Genomic DNA, 17,162 nt, shown 5'->3' on the forward strand with positions numbered 1-17,162 from the left:
ATGAGTGATATCGTCATTGCCAACCGCAGTCGGGCAGCGGCCTATATGGAGCGTCACGGCTTGGCTGCTCTCATTGCAACCACACCGGAGAATGTAGCTTATACCATTGGTTCACAGCTTCGCGCGACCAATTGGACGATGCAGATTTATGCGGTGATGCCGAAGAATCCAGCGCAGCGTCCATGTATAATTATCCCGACGAACCGGCTGGGCGTGATTGCCCAGATGGGTATTTCAGGTGCCGATCTCTATGTCTACAGCGATTTCTTTGTGGAGGGGTCTATTGCAGGCAAGCCTTCCACACCGGATATTGATCTTTTCTATGACCTGCTACAGACTACTCCATCCTATGCCACGCCTTTCGCCGCGTTAGAAGCAGCTCTAAGTCAGCTGGGCATCAAAGGGCAACCTATCGGTGTTGATGAGATGCGTATGGCTCCGGATATTTATAGCAAGCTGACTGAACTGTTGCCAAGTGGTGAAGCGGTTCCGTCGTATGGACTGTTCCGGCAAATTCGCGGGGTTAAGACAGAGGCTGAGATTGCTCTTTTGAAAAAAGCTGCGGCGCTGAACGAGCAAGCGGAAAGCGAACTGATCGCTATGATCGCAGCAGGCGTTCACGAAGCGGAAATTGCGCAGCATTATCGTCTGGCCGCTGTGAAGGGTGGAGCGGTTCCAGCGATGACCGCCGTGGGTGCCGGTCCACGCAGCGCCTTGCCGCTGATCGAAAACTATTTTCACACCATTGCACCGGGAGATCTGGTTCGCTTCGACCTGTGTCTGCAGCTAGGCGGGTATTGGGCTGATACCGGACGGACGGTCGTATTGGGCGAGCCGACCGAATGGCAGCGGAATCACTTTCAATATGTCAAGAGCGGCTGGGAACGGGCACTCGACATGATCAGACCCGGGGTCAAGGCTTCCGAAGTGTTCGAGGCTGCGCTGACAACGGTGCAAAAGGAAGGAATTCCGCATTACCGCCGCCAGCATGTGGGCCATGCGATTGGTCTGGAGCTCTACGATGGCATAACATTATCGCCAGGCGATCATAGTGTGCTCGAGAAGGGGATGGTATTTTGCGTAGAGGTTCCTTATTATGAGCTTGGTGCGGGTGGCTTCCAGATTGAGGATACGGTTGTTGTGACAGAGGATGGCTTCGAATTTATTACTCACATGGAGCGTAAACTGTATCAACAATAGTAAAGTCACAATCTATGAATTAACCAACGAAGGATAGATGTAATGGGAATCCAGCAAGGAACAAAAGAATTTAAACACAGCAGTCTAGCGTTATTCGCTGGCGGTTTCAGTACATTCGCACTTCTTTATTGTCTCCAGCCTTTAATCCCTGAATTAACCCTGGATTTCAAAATTACGCCTACCCAGGCGAGCCTGGCGATGTCGGTCACGACGATTGCTATGGCCCTTACAATGCTGTTCGTCGGCGCACTGTCGGATGCGTGGGGAAGAAAAACGATCATGACCGCGTCGCTGGCGTCAGCTTCATTAATTACGGTGGCCTTCTCTTTCAGTACCAGCTTCAACATGCTGTTACTGTTGCGTATTGTGCAGGGCATTGTGCTTGCAGGCTTGCCTGCCATTGCGATGACCTATCTATCAGAGGAAATGGATAAGAAAAGTCTGGGCTATGCCATGGGCTTATACATAAGCGGAAATGCGATTGGTGGCATGGCCGGGCGGATCATCAGCGGACTGTTAACCGACTGGTTCAGTTGGCGTGTGGCGACAACGGTGCTCGGAAGTCTCAGTATCCTGGCTTCAATCGTGTTCTGGCTGGTCATTCCAGCCTCCCGGAACTTTGTGAAGCGTAAGCTGGAGCTAAACAAACTGGTGCCGCTGCTCTGGACGCAGCTTGTAAACGTGAGATTGTTGTGTCTGTACGGTTTGGGCTTTCTGTTCATGGGCGGATTTGTCACATTGTTCAACTATATCGGGTTTGAATTACTCGGGGCGCCTTATAATCTTAGTCAGTCTTTGGTGGGCAGTATTTTTGTTGTCTATATCATGGGTTCGATCAGCTCGACCTGGATGGGCAAATTGGCCGACCGTTATGGACGAATTCCGATCATGCTGGCAGCCTTGGGTATCTTTTTGAGTGGTGCATTACTTACCGGCTGTGGAAGCTTAGTATTTAAAATACTTGGAATCACGTTATTCGTATTCGGCTTCTTCGGGGGACATTCGATCGCCAGTAGCTGGGTCGGACTGGTATCCAAAGAGCATAAATCGCAAGCCAATTCGTTGTACCTGTTCTTCTACTATGTAGGTTCCAGCCTGAGTGGTACAGGCGGCGGCTTACTGTATAATGAATTTGGCTGGTCTGGTATTGTGGGCTTGATCGCAGTGTATGTCGTGATCGGGGTTCTGTTATGCGCCCTTCTTAAACGGTTGGGAGCTGCAGAGGGCAGCAATTCTCCGCTAAGTGGTTGACATCGATGTCAGAATTCACATATACTGTCTGTATTCTAATATACGATATACGTTGAAAGAGCCCAGTAGCAGCTTAGTCCCTGTCACAGAAAGCCGGGGGTGATGGAACCCGGTACACACTAAGCCTGTCGAATTACACTCTGGAGTATCTCGGGTAATGCCGAGCGGAATGGCGATCGATACTTCGCTAAGAGTGGCAGCATTGGTGTGCAGTAGCACAGTCATCCATTGCTGCAAGCTGGGTGGTAACACGGTTATTGAATCGTCCCTATGTCTACAATAGACAAGGGGCGATTTTTTTATGGATTGAGCCAAAGAAAAGATGGGGGAAAGGAATGGAGGAAAAGTTTGGAGCTGTAGGAGCGGTAGCGACCGCCTTTGTGTCCGGATTTCAACCGCGTATAGCGGAATAAATTGAAAGAAATCTGGAGACAATAGCGGCCGGAAGTCCAAATTTTTTTCGTAATGACGACCTTACCCCATATAAAGATCTTAGGTTCAATCTATAAAAAATGGAATCATGTTTGGATACTAGATAACTATGACTGAGGAGTGGAATGATTTGAATATTATTGACGAATTGGAATGGCGCGACGCCATTAATCAGCAGACAGATGCCGAAGGACTTCGGGAGCTCACGAATCAAAAAGCGGTCTCGCTGTACTGTGGGGTAGACCCAACAGGTGACAGCATGCATATTGGTCACTTGATTCCGTTCATGGTGCTCAAACGTTTTCAGTTGGCTGGACACCGTCCGGTGATTCTGATTGGTGGAGCAACGGGAACAATTGGTGATCCAAGCGGTCGGCAAAGCGAGCGTTCCCTGCAGACGCTGGAGCAAATTCAGGACAACGTGAATGCACTCTCGGCTCAATTGAAGAAGCTGTTCCTCACTGAGGGTGACAATCAGATGCGTATGGTGAACAACTACGATTGGACACATAAAATCAATGTTATTGAATTCCTGCGTGATTACGGTAAAAACTTCAGCATCAACTCGATGCTGGCGAAGGATGTAGTTGCTAGCCGACTGGAGAGCGGGATCTCTTTTACAGAGTTCTCTTACCAGATTCTACAGTCACTGGACTACTTGCACCTGTTCCAGAATGAGGATGTACAGCTGCAAATCGGCGGCTCCGACCAATGGGGGAACATTACCAGCGGTCTGGATCTGATCCGTAGAAAAGAAGGCTCTGAATCTAAAGCGTTTGGACTTACGATTCCGCTGATGCTGAAATCGGATGGCACCAAGTTTGGTAAATCCGCCGGTGGCGCGATCTGGCTTGATCCGAATAAAACAACGCCGTTCGAATTCTACCAATTCTGGGCTAACACTGACGACCGCGATGTTGTGAAATACCTGAAATACTTCACCTTCTTGTCGAAAGAGCAAATTGACGAATTGGCTGAAAAGGTACAGACCGAGCCGCATAAACGTGAAGCGCAAAAAGCGTTGGCTGAGGAAATGACGAGATTCGTTCATAGCGAAGAATTGCTGGAGCAAGCTAAGCGCATTACAGCAGCGCTGTTCAGCGGCGACATTAAATCTCTGACAGCTGATGAGATCGAGCAGGGCTTCAAGGAAATGCCGACATTTGAAGCTTCCCAAGAGTCGAAGAATATCGTTGATTGGCTCGTCGATCTGGGTATTGAACCGTCCAAGCGTCAAGCACGCGAAGACATTACGAAGGGTGCGATCTCGCTGAATGGCGAGCGTGTAACCGATGTGGCATTTGAAGTAACAGCGGATCAGGCGATCGGTGGCCGATTTATTATCATCCGTAAGGGTAAGAAGAACTACAGCTTGGTGAAATTGTCTAAGTAGCTTGTATCCCGATTGCTGGTATGTCAAGATTTTCGAATCCTGATGTGCCAGCAATTGTTATAAGGAGCGTGTAATGCTAACCGATCTGAATAATTCTGACACAGCCATCGTTGTTATTCATGAGATTTATGGGATCAATGGTCATATGATAAACACCTGCCAAGCGCTGTCTGAACGGTTGAAGGTTGATGTGTATTGCCCGGATTTGCTGGATAGAGAATCGTCTTTTCATTATGATGAAGAGAAATTGGCTTATGAGAATTTTGTTCATAACGTAGGTTTTGAGAAAGCCTTCTTGCGCATTAAAAGTCTACTTGGACAAATCAGAGGACAATATCATAGAGTGTTAGTACTCGGCTTCAGCGTGGGCGCAACAACCGCGTGGTTGTGTACGGAAGAAGATGGCTTATGTGATGGAGTCATAGGTTATTACGGTTCACGGATTAGAGATTACACGGATATTGCTCCGAAATGCCCGGTCTTGTTATTTTATCCTAAAGAGGAACAATCGTTTGATGTTGAAGAATTAAGCTCTACATTGCGAATGAAAAACAACGTTCGTGTTGAAGTTTTAGGCTCTAAACACGGGTTCAGCGACCCTGGGTCGAGCCATTATTGCCAGGAGTCAGCGCTCAAAGCTAATCATGAAATGATAGAATTTATAAAAACACTTCAGAGATAAGACCCTGAGGTGTTTTTTTTCTGAGTACAATCAAGCCGAATACGCTTCAGATAAAGATGCTGGCAGGACCTGCTATAGAGTAGGCTTACTAATGGGAGGCATCGAATTGTAATTTTGTGAAAATAGTAGTGCTTCCCCTCTATAGCTCTTAGGTACCTGGGCACATAGCATTATAGAAGGCACTATCAGGATCAGATAGAATTGATTTATGTCTATGACAGGAGGAAGATTACTGTGAACCTGAATGAAGCTAACACTAAACGGCTTGAAAGCTTAATGCTGGAACATCATTTGACGCATGCGGCGTCCTATTTGCTGCAAAATACAAGACAAACCATTAGCTGCACTAAAGGTGTGGTAGAAGACTATAACACACCATGTGTATCCAGAATTGGGGGAGACCCGGATCTTCCACATCAGATAGAGTGGCCTTTGACGGCAGATGGAGTACCGATGACCTTTGTAACACAGCTGAACCTCAAGGAATGTTCCCGGCATGAAGAGTCGGCGTTGCTTCCGGCTGAGGGGATGCTTTATTTCTTTGTGGGCTTGGATGAGCCAGCGTACAATATTGAACATCGCGTGCTTTTTGTACGGGAAGATCAGCTTGCTGGTGTAGAGCGGCGTGTATCTCCCGAAACGACAGTGCTGGAAGAGGAATTCAAAGGTTATCAGCTTGAAATTAAAGCCTCACTTGAAGCGCCGAATTATGCTTATGTCGATAGCGACAAGATCGAGAACGAAGCTGTGGGCTATGAGGAATATGAAGAATTTAGTTATGAGCTGAGTGACCGCCAGAGTAGCGAGGTAGCGCGGATGTTCGGTTATCCGATCGGCCAGCATGATGATGCGGAATATGAAGCGGCGTTGATGCTGCTGACTAATAAGAACTACAACTATAGCAAAGAAAAGGCGTTGGCGCAGATCACTAAGCATCTTGGCGGAGATGAGGTAGCAGCCATTCAAGAGATTGAGGATACGCTGATGCTTCTTGAGATAGAATCGGATAACGATGTGGGCTTCTGCTGGTGGGACGCTGGGTTACTGCACTTTTTTATCCGCAAGGAGGATTTATTAGCAGGGAATTTTAATCGTACGTATTGTTCGCTTTACTCTAGTTAACGGCAGGAGGACAAATGGATTATGACTGATGTTATAGATGAGCAAAAGGACTTCGGCTTCGCGAGAGTTTACGGCATTGAATTGAAATACAACAAGAAGCCCGAACTGGATAGGGACTTGCTGTTTGCGAAAATACAGGCCTATACGGGCCAAGTTGAAGAACCGGCAACTGGAGAGAAGGAAGATTCCAAGCTCGCCGTATGGGAGGCGAATGAAGCGGAACAGCAGGAAATGCTACACTTTTTCCACTTGAATTATCAGGTGCAGTACTCGGATGGGGAGGTCCCCGCTCAGACTTGTCTGATCGAATTGGAAAATCGTTCGGCTGATGATTACGTGACCGCTATTCAGCAGGCTTGGCATTGGCCGGAGGCAGGGCAGGTACTGGAGGGTTGTGACTACTCGCTGCTGCTGACAGACTTGATGAGCTCCGGATTGGAACCGAAAGCTAGATTGCAGCTATTAACAGGGACGCTCAGAGCCATCCTGGAAACGGCGCCTTGCGAAGCCATCTATTTTCGGGAGAGTGATAAACTGGTGGAACCCGGGGCCTACTTAGCTGCGGTGGAACAGGGTGCGATTTTGTATGGTGCGATGAATATACGTTTCTACAATGTGGAGGGCACCGGAAGCGGACGGCGGGAAGGTCTGATGGATTCATTGGGGCTTGCTGCGTTGGGGATACCGGATGTGCAATGTCACTTCTATGATCTGGAGCCGGGTGAAGTTGCTGGACAATTGACGGATATTGCTTATTATCTGTACGATCAGGGAGACATTGTTGGCGATGGCGAGACGATTGGTTTCACCGCAGAGATGCGCTGGCGCTGTGAGCACCAGTACGCACTGGCAGCACCGCATCGGGTCGTACTCGATATTGATCCGGGCGAGCCTTATTATGCTGGAAGGCAGGGGCATGCGGAGCGGTAACAAGGAGATAAAGGCAGGGTATATGAAAAAGAGGGGAAAACCCCTCTTTTTGTGCTGCTGGGGTATGGGTATTTAGCCTTTAATGATGGCCCGATACACAAATTTCGGTAAGGCGGATTGTCTTCGCCAGCGCGATTTTTGACCTTTTGCAACAGGTACAGTAAGTAATCTATGTAGCCACTCCAGATTGAGCTTCTTCCAAATTGTTGGAGTAGGGTTTACTTTTCCCGCAATAACGTCCAGGCTTCCGCCTACACCAAAAACTAACTTTACTCGGCTTAGTTCTTGCTTGTATTTATAAATCCATTTGTCGGAATAAGGTGCCCCCATTGCTAAAATGAGTATATCCGGCTGGGTATGCTGTATATTCTCCAGAATGCCAGCTTCTTCTTCTTTATTGAAAAAGCCATTATGCCGGCCGGCAATTTTAACATTTGGATAGCGTCTGCTGATTTCCTCTACAGCTTCACGGTTTGTCTCCTCGTCCGTCCCCAGAAAAAAGAAGCTCCAAGCCAATTCATTCCCTTGTTCCAAGAGCTGAAGGAGCAGATCATAACCGGTTACCCTTTCAGAGATAGGCTGCCCTTTTCTTTTGGAGGCAAGTACAATCCCAATCCCATCGGGAGTAATTAAATCAGCCTCTCTTACGATGGTTTGAAGTTCAGTGTCTGTTTGATGGGTTATTGTGATTTCGGGATTGGCTGTAATTAGATGATACAAATGAGGCTGTTCCTTTTGGATGTGTCTCGTTAGTTGTTGTGTAGTTTCATTAAGAGTTAACTTGGAGAAGGGCACCCCTAATATATTCACTGTACCTTCCACATAATCACCTTCCATTGCAGAGTATAGAAAGATTGTAACATAGTAGCTCTTTTAGGGTTGTATATTGCTATTTACCGTCGTACATGTTCCCTTATCAAATCTATCATTAGCGATCTCGAAGCTGGAAGATACTCTTCTTTTCGGAGCTGAAGCAGGCCAACCGGAATCGTAGAATCATTCATATCGACCTCTATTTTAACCAACCCCTTAGGCAAGTTAGTCGACTCTAGAACAACACCAACAACATCTAACTCCCGTACGAAGCCTGGAATGGCGGAAATTTGGCTTACGGTATTGAGAAATGGCGCTTTGTCGAACCGGGATAACTCTCTGGATAATCGCAAAGAATATAAGCAGGTGTGCCCACCAGCTATAAGTGGGAAACTCAGCAGGTCTGCGAACGATAGATTCACTTCTTGAGCTAATAGGTGGTTGGCAGGAACGATAAACGCGATCTTTTCTTCATACAATGGTTCAAAGCGAAAAGAGGACAAGTCTGCTGGTTCGCCGCAAATGGCAAAATCCAGCTCCTTATGCAGCAGCGCCTGTGACAGGAAATCGGTGTTCCCTAAGATAATGTTGCACGCGATCCGGGGCTTACGCTCCCTGAATTGGCGCAGTGCACCAGGAAGCACATGACCAGCTAAGGTTTCTAGCCCACCGATGGTTAAGGTCCCAATCTCGTCTTCTTGCAAGGCTCTGGCTTGCTCGGCGACATAATTCCAGTGCTGGATCAACTTGGCGACCTCTGACGCAAATATGACTCCTGCATCCGTTAACTCCGCTTCCCACCCTCGTTTAAAGAGCTGGATACCTAATTCTTTCTCCAAGCGCTGAATCTGATTCGTAATGGTGGATTGTGCGTAGTTCAATTTTGTCGCGGCTTTGGCGAACGTTCCCTCTTGAATAATAGTGTGAAAAGCAGTGAGTTCTCTTAGGTCCATGGTGGGCACCTCCATCTATATTTTAGAACAAGAGTATCATTTTATTCAATTATATAGATGAAGATAGAAGGCGTACAATGGAGACATCCCACAAAAGGAGCGAAAAACTACATGCCATTTATTCGTGTAAGCTACCAGGAAGGTCAGTACAAGCCGGAGGAGTTGCCTTTGATCAGCGAGGTGATTATGGAAGGTCTGATTGAACATTTTAATGTGCCGGAAGATGACTGTTTTCAGGTATTTCATGCCCATAAGCCTTACGAATTTTACTACAATCGGAATTATCTGAATGTCGAGCGGAGTGATCGGCTGTTGTATATTCAGGTCACTTTGAAGTCGGGCAGAAGCATTGCGCAGAAGACGGGTTTTTATAAAAGCTTGGCAGAAAACTTGGCGAGCAAGGTGAACATTAGACAAGATGATGTATTTGCAATATTAGTTGAAACGGAGTTTGAGGATTGGACGTTTGGGAACGGCATCGCGCAGATGATTCAAACCCCGGATAGCCAGAAGGAGGGTGGTTTGGTATGAAGCATCCCCTTATCCGGTCGAGTGCGCGAGATTCTTTTGGAGAGATCGCCCCCGCTTTTGTCCAATATTCCGAGGATGTTCTCTTCGGGGATGTATGGAGAAGGACAGAGCTGTCGCTTCGTGAGCGCAGTCTGATTACCATAGCTGCCTTGATTGCCGGAGGACAATCGGAGCAGTTGCCTTATCATCTCCGGCTGGCCCGGGATAATGGTCTCACTGAGGCTGAACTGGTCGAAGCGATGACCCATCTTGCCTTTTATGCAGGCTGGCCGCGGGCTGCTTTGGCGCTACAGGTTGCGAAGGAAGTGTTCGAGTGAAAGAAGAGGGTGTCTCAAAAGCCTGAACATCTGCTGACTGGGAGCATAATTCAGTCAACTGGCGCATCGAAACGAAATAAGAGCAATTTGGTACCTTAATTTTACGCAAAATCGGCTTATTGGGGAAATAAGTGCAAAAATGCACCTTATTTTCGCAGAAATAGCCTCTTTTCAACCAATGTTGAAGAATTAAGATGCATTTTTTCCCTTAATTACCGTTTTGCGAAAATATACGAGGAATTAAGGTGCATTTTTGCTTCTATTTCCTATTTACATCTATACATCCAAATAAAAACACAGATTTGTCTCAATTGAACAATCCCCCAGGGCGCTTATGCTCGGGGGATCGTTCAACAGTTAGATTTTTGCACAATTTCCCGCACACTTACGCTACAAGCGACGTTACCACGAACAGTTAGCCAACCGTTTACGCAGCAAGTTTGGTACTCATGCAGCAAACAGCGCATTCCCCATCAAAAAGCCAACTGTATACGCAACAAGCACGTTACCACGAACAGTTAGCCAACCGCTTACGTAACAAGCAACGTTACCACTATCAGTTAGTCAACCACTTACGCAGCAAGCAGCACTTTCCCCATCAGAAAGCCTGTCGCTAACGCAGCAAGTAGCGCGGTCCCCACCAGTCAGCCCACCGCTAACGCAGCAAGTAGTGCGATCCCCACCAGTCAGCCCACCGCTAACGCAGCAAGTAGCGCGATCCCCACCAGTCAGCCCACCGCTAACGCAACAAGTAGCACATTCCCCAACAGTCGGTCAACCACTTACGCGACAAGCAGCGCTTTCGCCTGCTCTTTGCCTGCTGCAAGCAGGTTGTCACTCAGGCTAGCATCGTTGACAGAGCGGGCCAGTATAACTGTGCCCACCATGGTACTGAGTAGCGCACTGCCGACGGACTTGTCCACCTCTGCGATATTTGAGATAAAGTCAATCATTCGCTCCAACTCTTGGGTGAAGATGTGCCTAACTTCCTCCGAGGCGCGGGAGATTTCGCTGGAGAGTGCGGGCAGGATGCAGCCCATTTCGGTCTGATCGCGGTGATGCTGGCTCAAATAGTAATGAATCACTGCATGAATCTTAGGGCTTTGTGTTTCCTCATCGGCGGCTTTTTGCAGAAGTGCAATGGTGTCACTGATGGCATACCGACAGACTTCGGCTACCAGCTGTTCTTTATTTTCAAAGTGTGAGTAGAACCCTCCATGGGTCAGTCCTGCCCCTTTCATAATGAAGGGAACGCTGATCTCACGGATGCCATGGGTGCGAAAAGCCTGGGCTGCACTTTCGATGATTTTGCCGCGAACCTTTAACTTATGTCCTTCGGGATAAGGCATATCCATCACTCCGTTATTGTATATAGATGAATTCTTAAAATATTATAATCATCATAAAAAAGAGTGTCAAATTCACTTTACCGGTCTGTCTTTCATGAGAAATGAATAAAGTAGGCTATTGACGATTCTAAAATATGATGATAATAATATATTACGCTCATAATATTTTAAAAATAAAGGATCGGAGGTAACAAAACATGAGTCAGGTTGAAGTGATAGATACATTAGTTATTGGATCAGGTCCAGGGGGATATGTAGCAGCCCAGCGTTCCGCCCAGCTCGGATTGAAGACGGCAGTTGTCGAACGTGATCGTCTTGGTGGCGTCTGCACCCATGTGGGTTGTATTCCCTCCAAAGCATTAATTGCGGAATCACATCGCTTCAGTGCATTCAGAGAGTTGACAACCGTGGATTCATCAGCTTCTTTTGGAAATGCCCAGGCATTCAAGCAGGCGGTTGTGAATAAGCAGTCGAGTGGCGTAGGTTATTTGATGAAATCTGCCGGAGTGACCGTTCTGGAAGGCGAAGCGAGCCTGCTGGATGAGCATACGGCGCGTATTACTAAGGATGGGCAAGAACAGGTCGTTACATTTAAAAATGCCATTCTGGCAACAGGTTCCCGTCCGATTGAGCTGCCATCACTGCCATTTGGCGGGCGTATCCTGTCTTCCACCGAGGCGTTGTCGCTCTCCGAAATTCCGCAGAGTCTGGCCATCATCGGGGGAGGATACATCGGCGTAGAGCTTGGTCAAATGTATGCCAAATTCGGTACAAAGGTCACGATTCTCGAAGGAGGAGGACAAGTGCTGCCAGGATTCGAAGCGGAGCTTGCGGCACCTGTGATCAAACAGCTGAAGGCTGACGGTATCCAGATCATCACCGGGGCAATTGCTTCTAAGGCTGACCAGGGTGAAGACAACATTACACTGCATTATTCAAAAGATCAGGAGCAGCATCAGTTGACCGTAGAATACGCGCTGATTACCGTTGGCAGAAAGCCGAATACAGACGGCAATCTGGGCCTGGACCGCATTGGCTTGCAGGTTACGAATAGAGGTTTGATTGAGACCGACGCACAATGCCGGACGGCTATCCCGCACATTTTTGCAATTGGAGACATTACCGCTGGCCCAGCGCTTGCACATAAGGCTTCTTATGAAGCGAAAATTGCCGCCGAGGCCATCGCAGGACATACAGCGTCTATAGTTGATTACAAAGCTCTGCCGCTGGTCGTTTTTTCCGAGCCGGAGTTAACAAGCGTTGGTTTGAGTGAGACGGAGGCCCGGGCGAAAGGGATATCCGTGGTCATCGGTAAGTCACCATTTTCTATTAATGGTAGAGCGTTGGCCCTGAAGGCAGTGGATGGTTTTGTGAAAATCATTGCGGATGGGAATTCGGGGATTGTAGTGGGTGCGCAAATCGTTGGTGTAGAGGCGTCCACCCTTATTTCGGAGCTGGGACTGGCTATTGAGATGGGGGCTACTGCCCTGGATCTTGCCATGACCATTCATCCCCATCCTACTTTGGGAGAAGTGATTATGGAGGCTGCCGAAAGTGCTGCCAAGAAAGTTAAGATCCACGCATAGAAATTATCAGATTAAAGGGGAGTCATAAGAATGAAATTCAAAGCAGGTCTATCTATTGGTTTAGCGGTCATATTGATCGCAGGCGGTGTACTTCTAACTGTTAAAGGCAATGATGCTGTCACTCAGGCAGAGCATAGAAAACAGGGGATTCTTGAGGCAGAGCAGACACCGGTCCTTTATGATAAAAGTCCGGGGGCTATTGTGAAGGTTAACGGTGCCGAAGGCGATTCCGTGAAGCAAGGACAGAGTCTGTTCACCGTTCAAGCGGCTGATGGCACGGAATCGGATATTTTGGCGCCGGGAGATGGGCTGCTTAATAGAGTAGTAGTCAAGCCAGGAGATAAGCTGCAGCCGGGAATGCCGGTAGCTGTCTTGCAAAAGAATACGTATTATACCGATCTTTATGTCCAGGAAGAGGTTATTCAAAAGCTTAAGCTTAATCAGAATGTTGCTGTTCATTTTCGTAATTTGGATGAGCCAGTTGAGGTCGAGGGCGCGGTGGCTTCCATTGCAGCTGCACCTCAATTCGCCAGCCTGCGGATGACGCGTGAGAAAGGGCAAGCGGATTTAAGCATGTTCCTGGTCAGAATATCTATGGATGCCAAGGCTGAACTGCTTCCCGGCATGACAGCGGAGGTCGATCTTGATGAACTCGCTAATTGACGAGTGGAAATTCGTAGCGGGCAGTAAGTATGTTCGGACGATTTTTATCGCTCCGCTGATTGCGGCCCTGTTCTTTGGTTTAATGTTCTCTCACAATCAGATTAACAAGTCACCCGTTGTAGTGATTGACGAGGATCACAGTTCCTATTCCCGGTCACTGATTAACAAATTAAATGCATCCCAATATATGAAGGTCACGAATGTTTTTCCTAATCGAATGGACCCTGACACCTTGCTGGCTAATGAAAAAGCAGTAGCAGTCATTATGCTGCCAAGCCAGTTAGAGCTGCGCCAGCTTCAGGGGAAATCTTCAAATATCGGAATACTAATGGATAATTCTATGCCTTCCGGGTTAACCGGCGTTCGAACCGCGATTTCTGAGGTCATCCAGACGGAAAATACGACAATCTCCCTGACCCGGCTGGGCCGGAGCGGAATGGATGCCGACTCTTCCAAGGGACTGGTGTCTCCGTTAGCCCTTCAACAACGAATGCTGTTCAACCCGACTACTAGCTATGTTAGCTTTATGGTTCTGGGCTTCGTAAATATCGTCGTCTTAATGATTACTACTACCGCGGCGGGCTCCGTTGCCCCCCGGCTCAGACGCGAAGGTAAGCTGTTCGCAGGTGGTGGCAATCCGGCACAGCTGTGGCTTCGCAGCGTTCCGTACGCTGTATTGAGTGCACTTTCCTTATTCTTGAGCTACGGACTCCTTAAACAGTTAGGTAGTATGCGCTTTGAGGCATCACCTTTTCTATTCTTGATTCCGTTACTGGTCTATTCATTTGCTTTATCAATTTTGGGAATGCTTTTAGGGTATTCTGCAAAAGATATTTCCAAGGTTGGTTCCCGGACCAGTATCGTATTGTACCCTTCCTTTTTGGTGACGGGTATTCAGTTGAGTCCGCTTGCGTTCCCGAAAGCTTTTCAAATTTCCGCTTGGGCTTTGCCAATGAATTGGCTTAACCGTCTTATTCGCGGAATGGGGTTCCGCGGGGGCTCCCTGACCGCTTACAGTCTGGAGATCGGAGCACTACTAATTATTATTGGTGCTGCGGCTTTGTTCATTGGTTTACTGATGCTGCGTGAAGCAGGGAAAGCGGAGGTTGCTCTGGAACAATAGAGGTTTGACATAACACCTAAAGGTGTTATAATTAGATGTGAACCCAAATGGTGTTACATTTAAACCTGGAGGCCAGTTATGTCAACTCAAGAATCATTACCAGAAATCCGTCAGACTATTGTTCTTAATGCGCCGATTGAAAAAGTATGGAAGGCTGTTGCCACGGCAGAGGGAATGGCCGCATGGTGGATGCCAAGTACATTTGAACCCATATTAGGACATGAATTTATCCTTCACGCCGGGCCATATGGAGATTCTCCTTGTAAACTAACAGAGCTTGACCCACCGAACCGGGTTGGTTTCGACTGGGGTAAGGATTGGCATCTGACCTTTGAATTGAAAGAGATCGATGGCAAAACAGAATTCACCTTGATTCATTCCGGCTGGGACCCGAACAAGATGACCGAATTTGGTCAACCACATCCAATTGTCCGTGGCTTCATGAACAGCGGCTGGGAGAAAATCGTGCAGGAGAAGCTTCCTGCCTACCTCGAGGCTTAATATGCCTGTTGCGGAATCTGGTCATGATGTCTTTCAAGCCATCGCAGATCCTACCCGCCGCAGTTTGTTAAAGCTATTGGCGGATAAGGAAATGTCCATTGCATCTATTACCGATTGCTACCCGATCAGCCGAACGGCTGTTAATAAGCATTTGCAGGTTCTATCCGATGCACAGCTTGTCAGCAGCCAGAAGGTCGGACGGGAGACCCGGTACAGACTTCAGCCGGAGCCTTTGGCGGAGCTGCAGGAATGGCTGGCATTCTTTGAGCACTATTGGTCCAATAAGTTATTGGCCCTTAAAGATTTTGTCGAGGCTGACTCTGATGACAATTAAAAGAACCGGGAGGCGTGTGATTGCACGCTTCCCGGTTCTTTGCTGTGTCTATCGCAAACGCTGAGTCTGTCGCAAACGCTGAGTCTATCGCTAACGGCTGTGTCTATTGCTAAAGCTTGTACCTTCTGCTATCAACTACATCTGTTGCTATAGCTGTTATATGTTAAGGATTCAGCCGGATTGCTTGGTTTTCGCCGGGCCGGATAGTTCACCTATCGCCAAAGAGGCCAGAATAACAACAAGTGCAGCGATAGAGGTCCAGGCCAAGTGATCACCTAAGATCAACGTGCCGAGCAGGATACCGAACAACGGAACCAGATAGTTGGTTAACGCTGTGAAGGCGGCGCCGGTTCGTCTGACCAGTGTGTTGTACAGCATGTAGACTAGCCCGGCATGGAAAACCCCAAGGATGATGACATATATAATCTGCTGCCCGCTCAAGTGCAACTGCAGCGGATGCTCAAAGATAAAGGCCAACGGCACAAGGACAACCGATGCCACGAGCAAAACGTTGCGCATCGCGAGAATTGACGATATGGGCGGAAGGCGCTTAATCAGCAGCAGGGAAGCTGCGAAGCTGATTGCAGCACCGAGCAGTGCGGCATAACCGATAAAGCTTCCTTTTCCAGCCAAGGACGTCGACGACAGATCCGGAGCGAACAGCAGGCAGAGGCCTGCGAAGCCGATCAGTACACTCAGCCATTTTTGCCAGGATACCTTCTCGCTGGGTGCAAAGATTTTCACAAAAACAATGGTAAAGATCGGTATGGAACCTAACAAAATCGAAGCGGTGCTGCTGTTGAGATATTGCTGCCCCCAGCCAATCAAGATGAAGGGAACCACGGCTTCAAACAAACCGATCAGGATAAAGGACTTCCAGGTGCCGGTTGGCAGGGGTGTACGTTCCTTTTTACCTGTGAATAGATACAGTACAGCAAGGGTAATGGTGCCCAGCACAGCTTTGCTGGCAGCCAGTATAATCGGCGTAATGTTGCTAATAACCAGGTCCACAAAGAAGAATTGGGAACCCCAGATCAGGCCGATGCCTAAGAGCAGCATGTAGTTTAATCGTTTCATCGTTCAATCCCTACCTTCTTCTATATGATGATTGTCTTCATCATCTTAGAGCGGAGTGGTCCTTGATTCAATGTATTAAAAGGCTATCTGTATCGGTACATCAGCAGAGAAGGCAATCTATTGATCTCGCAACCGCCAGACAAACATAAGAATAGGTATCAAAAATAAAAAGACGACAGGCCCAAAATAATAGGCTTGTCGTCTTTTTTTACATTAATGTTCCTTATATCATAATATTCTGCGGTGCATCGAGGAATCTTTTAAAATTCGGAAAGGGCGCAAGTCCGGTTGATAATCGCCTTACCCGACTTTTCTAACTTTGGGGTAACGCTCGCCCAGTCGCGTGGCAGCCAATAGTGCGATCCGTTCTGCTTTGACAAGCAAGCTCCGATCTCTGATTCGGGCTAATTTGAGCGCCTCAAGGACTGGAATGGTGCGGCTAGCCACATTCGTGACTAGATATCCCTTTGCTGCAACTTTCGCGTATGAGCCTGTCACATTCCAGGTGGATGAAGAGCCTTTTTTTCGCTGAACCATTATCCGCATGTCGAACGGCTTGTGCCCAATTTGAGCCAGTTGCAGACGCCTTTGGACAATATATCCACGATCACTGTTTGTTTTACGAAGCCATTGGAGTAATTTATCGGTATCTTTCATAGTGACCGCATTCTTTTCGTTATGAATACGATAGACTTCGCACCGCTCCGTTTAATGAACACGATATCCCTTCCGTAACGCCCATCGCGAGGTTTTAATACGACGCTTTGATATTGAAGCAGCATCTTCGTTAAAGCGTCTTTCGTGAACAACTGTGTTTCAGGCAACCGTCCGGCGAGAGAGGAACCATTGCGAAGGATGCGATACTGCAACCATTTGTCTCTTTTCATTAACATTGGAATCACAGC

General features: G+C 47.8%; 18 protein-coding genes and 1 pseudogene. 13 read left to right on the forward strand and 6 right to left on the reverse strand.

Annotated features, from left to right (window positions below):
• A complete protein-coding gene (locus AC3Y23_RS13300) occupies positions 1-1,200 on the forward strand; it encodes a M24 family metallopeptidase (protein ID WP_379199575.1) in 1,200 nt (399 codons plus the stop codon).
• A 42-nt stretch (positions 1,201-1,242) separates the two neighbouring features.
• On the forward strand, positions 1,243-2,451 hold the full coding sequence (locus AC3Y23_RS13305) for an MFS transporter (protein WP_379199577.1): 1,209 nt from the start codon (positions 1,243-1,245) through the stop codon (positions 2,449-2,451).
• Positions 2,452-2,466: 15 nt separating this feature from the next.
• On the opposite strand, the gene AC3Y23_RS13310 is transcribed toward AC3Y23_RS13305, so the two are convergent.
• Positions 2,467-2,703: a hypothetical protein gene (locus tag AC3Y23_RS13310; RefSeq protein WP_379199579.1), complete on the reverse strand. Its 237-nt coding sequence runs from the start codon at positions 2,701-2,703 to the stop codon at positions 2,467-2,469.
• A 310-nt stretch (positions 2,704-3,013) separates the two neighbouring features.
• On the opposite strand from AC3Y23_RS13310, the gene tyrS reads away from it, so the two are divergent.
• The 4 genes from tyrS to AC3Y23_RS13330 all read left to right on the forward strand — a co-directional run bounded on the left by tyrS (position 3,014) and on the right by AC3Y23_RS13330 (position 7,010).
• A complete protein-coding gene (gene tyrS / locus AC3Y23_RS13315) occupies positions 3,014-4,276 on the forward strand; it encodes a tyrosine--tRNA ligase (protein ID WP_379199987.1) in 1,263 nt (420 codons plus the stop codon).
• A gap of 73 nt (positions 4,277-4,349) precedes the next feature.
• Positions 4,350-4,958, forward strand: a complete 609-nt coding sequence (locus tag AC3Y23_RS13320; protein ID WP_379199581.1) for a dienelactone hydrolase family protein — start codon at positions 4,350-4,352, stop codon at positions 4,956-4,958.
• 234 nt (positions 4,959-5,192) lie between these two features.
• Positions 5,193-6,080, forward strand: a complete 888-nt coding sequence (locus AC3Y23_RS13325) for a DUF1963 domain-containing protein (RefSeq protein ID WP_379199583.1) — start codon at positions 5,193-5,195, stop codon at positions 6,078-6,080.
• Between the two features lie 21 nt (positions 6,081-6,101).
• On the forward strand, positions 6,102-7,010 hold the full coding sequence (locus tag AC3Y23_RS13330; protein WP_379199585.1) for a DUF4261 domain-containing protein: 909 nt from the start codon (positions 6,102-6,104) through the stop codon (positions 7,008-7,010).
• A gap of 72 nt (positions 7,011-7,082) precedes the next feature.
• Here the strand turns inward: AC3Y23_RS13330 and AC3Y23_RS13335 are convergent, their stop codons facing one another.
• Complete coding sequence (locus AC3Y23_RS13335; RefSeq protein ID WP_379199587.1) at positions 7,083-7,847, reverse strand: WecB/TagA/CpsF family glycosyltransferase; 765 nt, start codon at positions 7,845-7,847, stop codon at positions 7,083-7,085.
• 56 nt (positions 7,848-7,903) lie between these two features.
• Entirely contained in the window at positions 7,904-8,776 is an 873-nt protein-coding gene (locus tag AC3Y23_RS13340; RefSeq protein ID WP_379199589.1) for a LysR family transcriptional regulator, read from the reverse strand.
• Positions 8,777-8,887: 111 nt separating this feature from the next.
• Between AC3Y23_RS13340 and AC3Y23_RS13345 the strand changes: the two genes are divergently transcribed.
• Entirely contained in the window at positions 8,888-9,307 is a 420-nt protein-coding gene (locus tag AC3Y23_RS13345; RefSeq protein ID WP_379199591.1) for a tautomerase family protein, read from the forward strand.
• Positions 9,304-9,624, forward strand: coding sequence for a carboxymuconolactone decarboxylase family protein (locus AC3Y23_RS13350; protein ID WP_379199593.1), 321 nt, complete (start codon positions 9,304-9,306; stop codon positions 9,622-9,624). The genes AC3Y23_RS13345 and AC3Y23_RS13350 overlap by 4 nt, the downstream gene beginning before the upstream one ends.
• A gap of 782 nt (positions 9,625-10,406) precedes the next feature.
• Here the strand turns inward: AC3Y23_RS13350 and AC3Y23_RS13355 are convergent.
• Positions 10,407-10,973 (reverse strand): TetR/AcrR family transcriptional regulator, encoded by a 567-nt coding sequence (locus AC3Y23_RS13355; protein ID WP_379199595.1) that lies wholly within the window; start codon positions 10,971-10,973, stop codon positions 10,407-10,409.
• 197 nt (positions 10,974-11,170) lie between these two features.
• Between AC3Y23_RS13355 and lpdA the strand changes: the two genes are divergently transcribed.
• The 5 genes from lpdA (at position 11,171) to AC3Y23_RS13380 (ending at position 15,180) form a co-directional block, all read left to right on the forward strand.
• Positions 11,171-12,559: a dihydrolipoyl dehydrogenase gene (lpdA, locus tag AC3Y23_RS13360; protein ID WP_379199597.1), complete on the forward strand. Its 1,389-nt coding sequence runs from the start codon at positions 11,171-11,173 to the stop codon at positions 12,557-12,559.
• 30 nt (positions 12,560-12,589) lie between these two features.
• Positions 12,590-13,222, forward strand: a complete 633-nt coding sequence (locus AC3Y23_RS13365) for a biotin/lipoyl-containing protein (RefSeq protein WP_379199599.1) — start codon at positions 12,590-12,592, stop codon at positions 13,220-13,222.
• Positions 13,206-14,345: an ABC transporter permease gene (locus AC3Y23_RS13370; protein ID WP_379199601.1), complete on the forward strand. Its 1,140-nt coding sequence runs from the start codon at positions 13,206-13,208 to the stop codon at positions 14,343-14,345. The genes AC3Y23_RS13365 and AC3Y23_RS13370 overlap by 17 nt, the downstream gene beginning before the upstream one ends.
• Positions 14,346-14,423: 78 nt before the next feature.
• Complete coding sequence (locus AC3Y23_RS13375) at positions 14,424-14,846, forward strand: SRPBCC family protein (RefSeq protein WP_379199603.1); 423 nt, start codon at positions 14,424-14,426, stop codon at positions 14,844-14,846.
• Between the two features lies 1 nt (position 14,847).
• The gene (locus AC3Y23_RS13380; protein ID WP_379199605.1) at positions 14,848-15,180 is read left to right on the forward strand and encodes an ArsR/SmtB family transcription factor; all 333 of its coding nucleotides are present in this window, start codon (positions 14,848-14,850) and stop codon (positions 15,178-15,180) included.
• A gap of 171 nt (positions 15,181-15,351) precedes the next feature.
• Here the strand turns inward: AC3Y23_RS13380 and AC3Y23_RS13385 are convergent, their stop codons facing one another.
• Both AC3Y23_RS13385 and AC3Y23_RS13390 read right to left on the reverse strand, forming a co-directional pair.
• Entirely contained in the window at positions 15,352-16,257 is a 906-nt protein-coding gene (locus tag AC3Y23_RS13385; protein ID WP_379199607.1) for a DMT family transporter, read from the reverse strand.
• A gap of 300 nt (positions 16,258-16,557) precedes the next feature.
• Positions 16,558-17,150, reverse strand: a pseudogene (locus AC3Y23_RS13390) (YheC/YheD family protein).
• Positions 17,151-17,162 lie beyond the last annotated feature (12 nt).

This window comes from Paenibacillus sp. MAHUQ-45 (assembly GCF_058133325.1).

Excerpts from the sequence above, each read along its gene's own strand:
- AC3Y23_RS13300 (WP_379199575.1), top strand. The coding sequence starts at position 1 with ATGAGTGATATCGTCATTGCCAACCGCAGTCGGGCAGCGGCCTATATG.
- AC3Y23_RS13305 (WP_379199577.1), top strand. The coding sequence starts at position 1,243 with ATGGGAATCCAGCAAGGAACAAAAGAATTTAAACACAGCAGTCTAGCG.
- AC3Y23_RS13320 (WP_379199581.1), top strand. The coding sequence starts at position 4,350 with ATGCTAACCGATCTGAATAATTCTGACACAGCCATCGTTGTTATTCAT.
- AC3Y23_RS13330 (WP_379199585.1), top strand. The coding sequence starts at position 6,102 with ATGACTGATGTTATAGATGAGCAAAAGGACTTCGGCTTCGCGAGAGTT.
- AC3Y23_RS13335 (WP_379199587.1), bottom strand. The coding sequence starts at position 7,847 with ATGGAAGGTGATTATGTGGAAGGTACAGTGAATATATTAGGGGTGCCC.
- AC3Y23_RS13340 (WP_379199589.1), bottom strand. The coding sequence starts at position 8,776 with ATGGACCTAAGAGAACTCACTGCTTTTCACACTATTATTCAAGAGGGA.
- AC3Y23_RS13345 (WP_379199591.1), top strand. The coding sequence starts at position 8,888 with ATGCCATTTATTCGTGTAAGCTACCAGGAAGGTCAGTACAAGCCGGAG.
- AC3Y23_RS13350 (WP_379199593.1), top strand. The coding sequence starts at position 9,304 with ATGAAGCATCCCCTTATCCGGTCGAGTGCGCGAGATTCTTTTGGAGAG.
- AC3Y23_RS13355 (WP_379199595.1), bottom strand. The coding sequence starts at position 10,973 with ATGCCTTATCCCGAAGGACATAAGTTAAAGGTTCGCGGCAAAATCATC.
- lpdA (WP_379199597.1), top strand. The coding sequence starts at position 11,171 with ATGAGTCAGGTTGAAGTGATAGATACATTAGTTATTGGATCAGGTCCA.
- AC3Y23_RS13365 (WP_379199599.1), top strand. The coding sequence starts at position 12,590 with ATGAAATTCAAAGCAGGTCTATCTATTGGTTTAGCGGTCATATTGATC.
- AC3Y23_RS13370 (WP_379199601.1), top strand. The coding sequence starts at position 13,206 with ATGAACTCGCTAATTGACGAGTGGAAATTCGTAGCGGGCAGTAAGTAT.
- AC3Y23_RS13375 (WP_379199603.1), top strand. The coding sequence starts at position 14,424 with ATGTCAACTCAAGAATCATTACCAGAAATCCGTCAGACTATTGTTCTT.
- AC3Y23_RS13380 (WP_379199605.1), top strand. The coding sequence starts at position 14,848 with ATGCCTGTTGCGGAATCTGGTCATGATGTCTTTCAAGCCATCGCAGAT.
- AC3Y23_RS13385 (WP_379199607.1), bottom strand. The coding sequence starts at position 16,257 with ATGAAACGATTAAACTACATGCTGCTCTTAGGCATCGGCCTGATCTGG.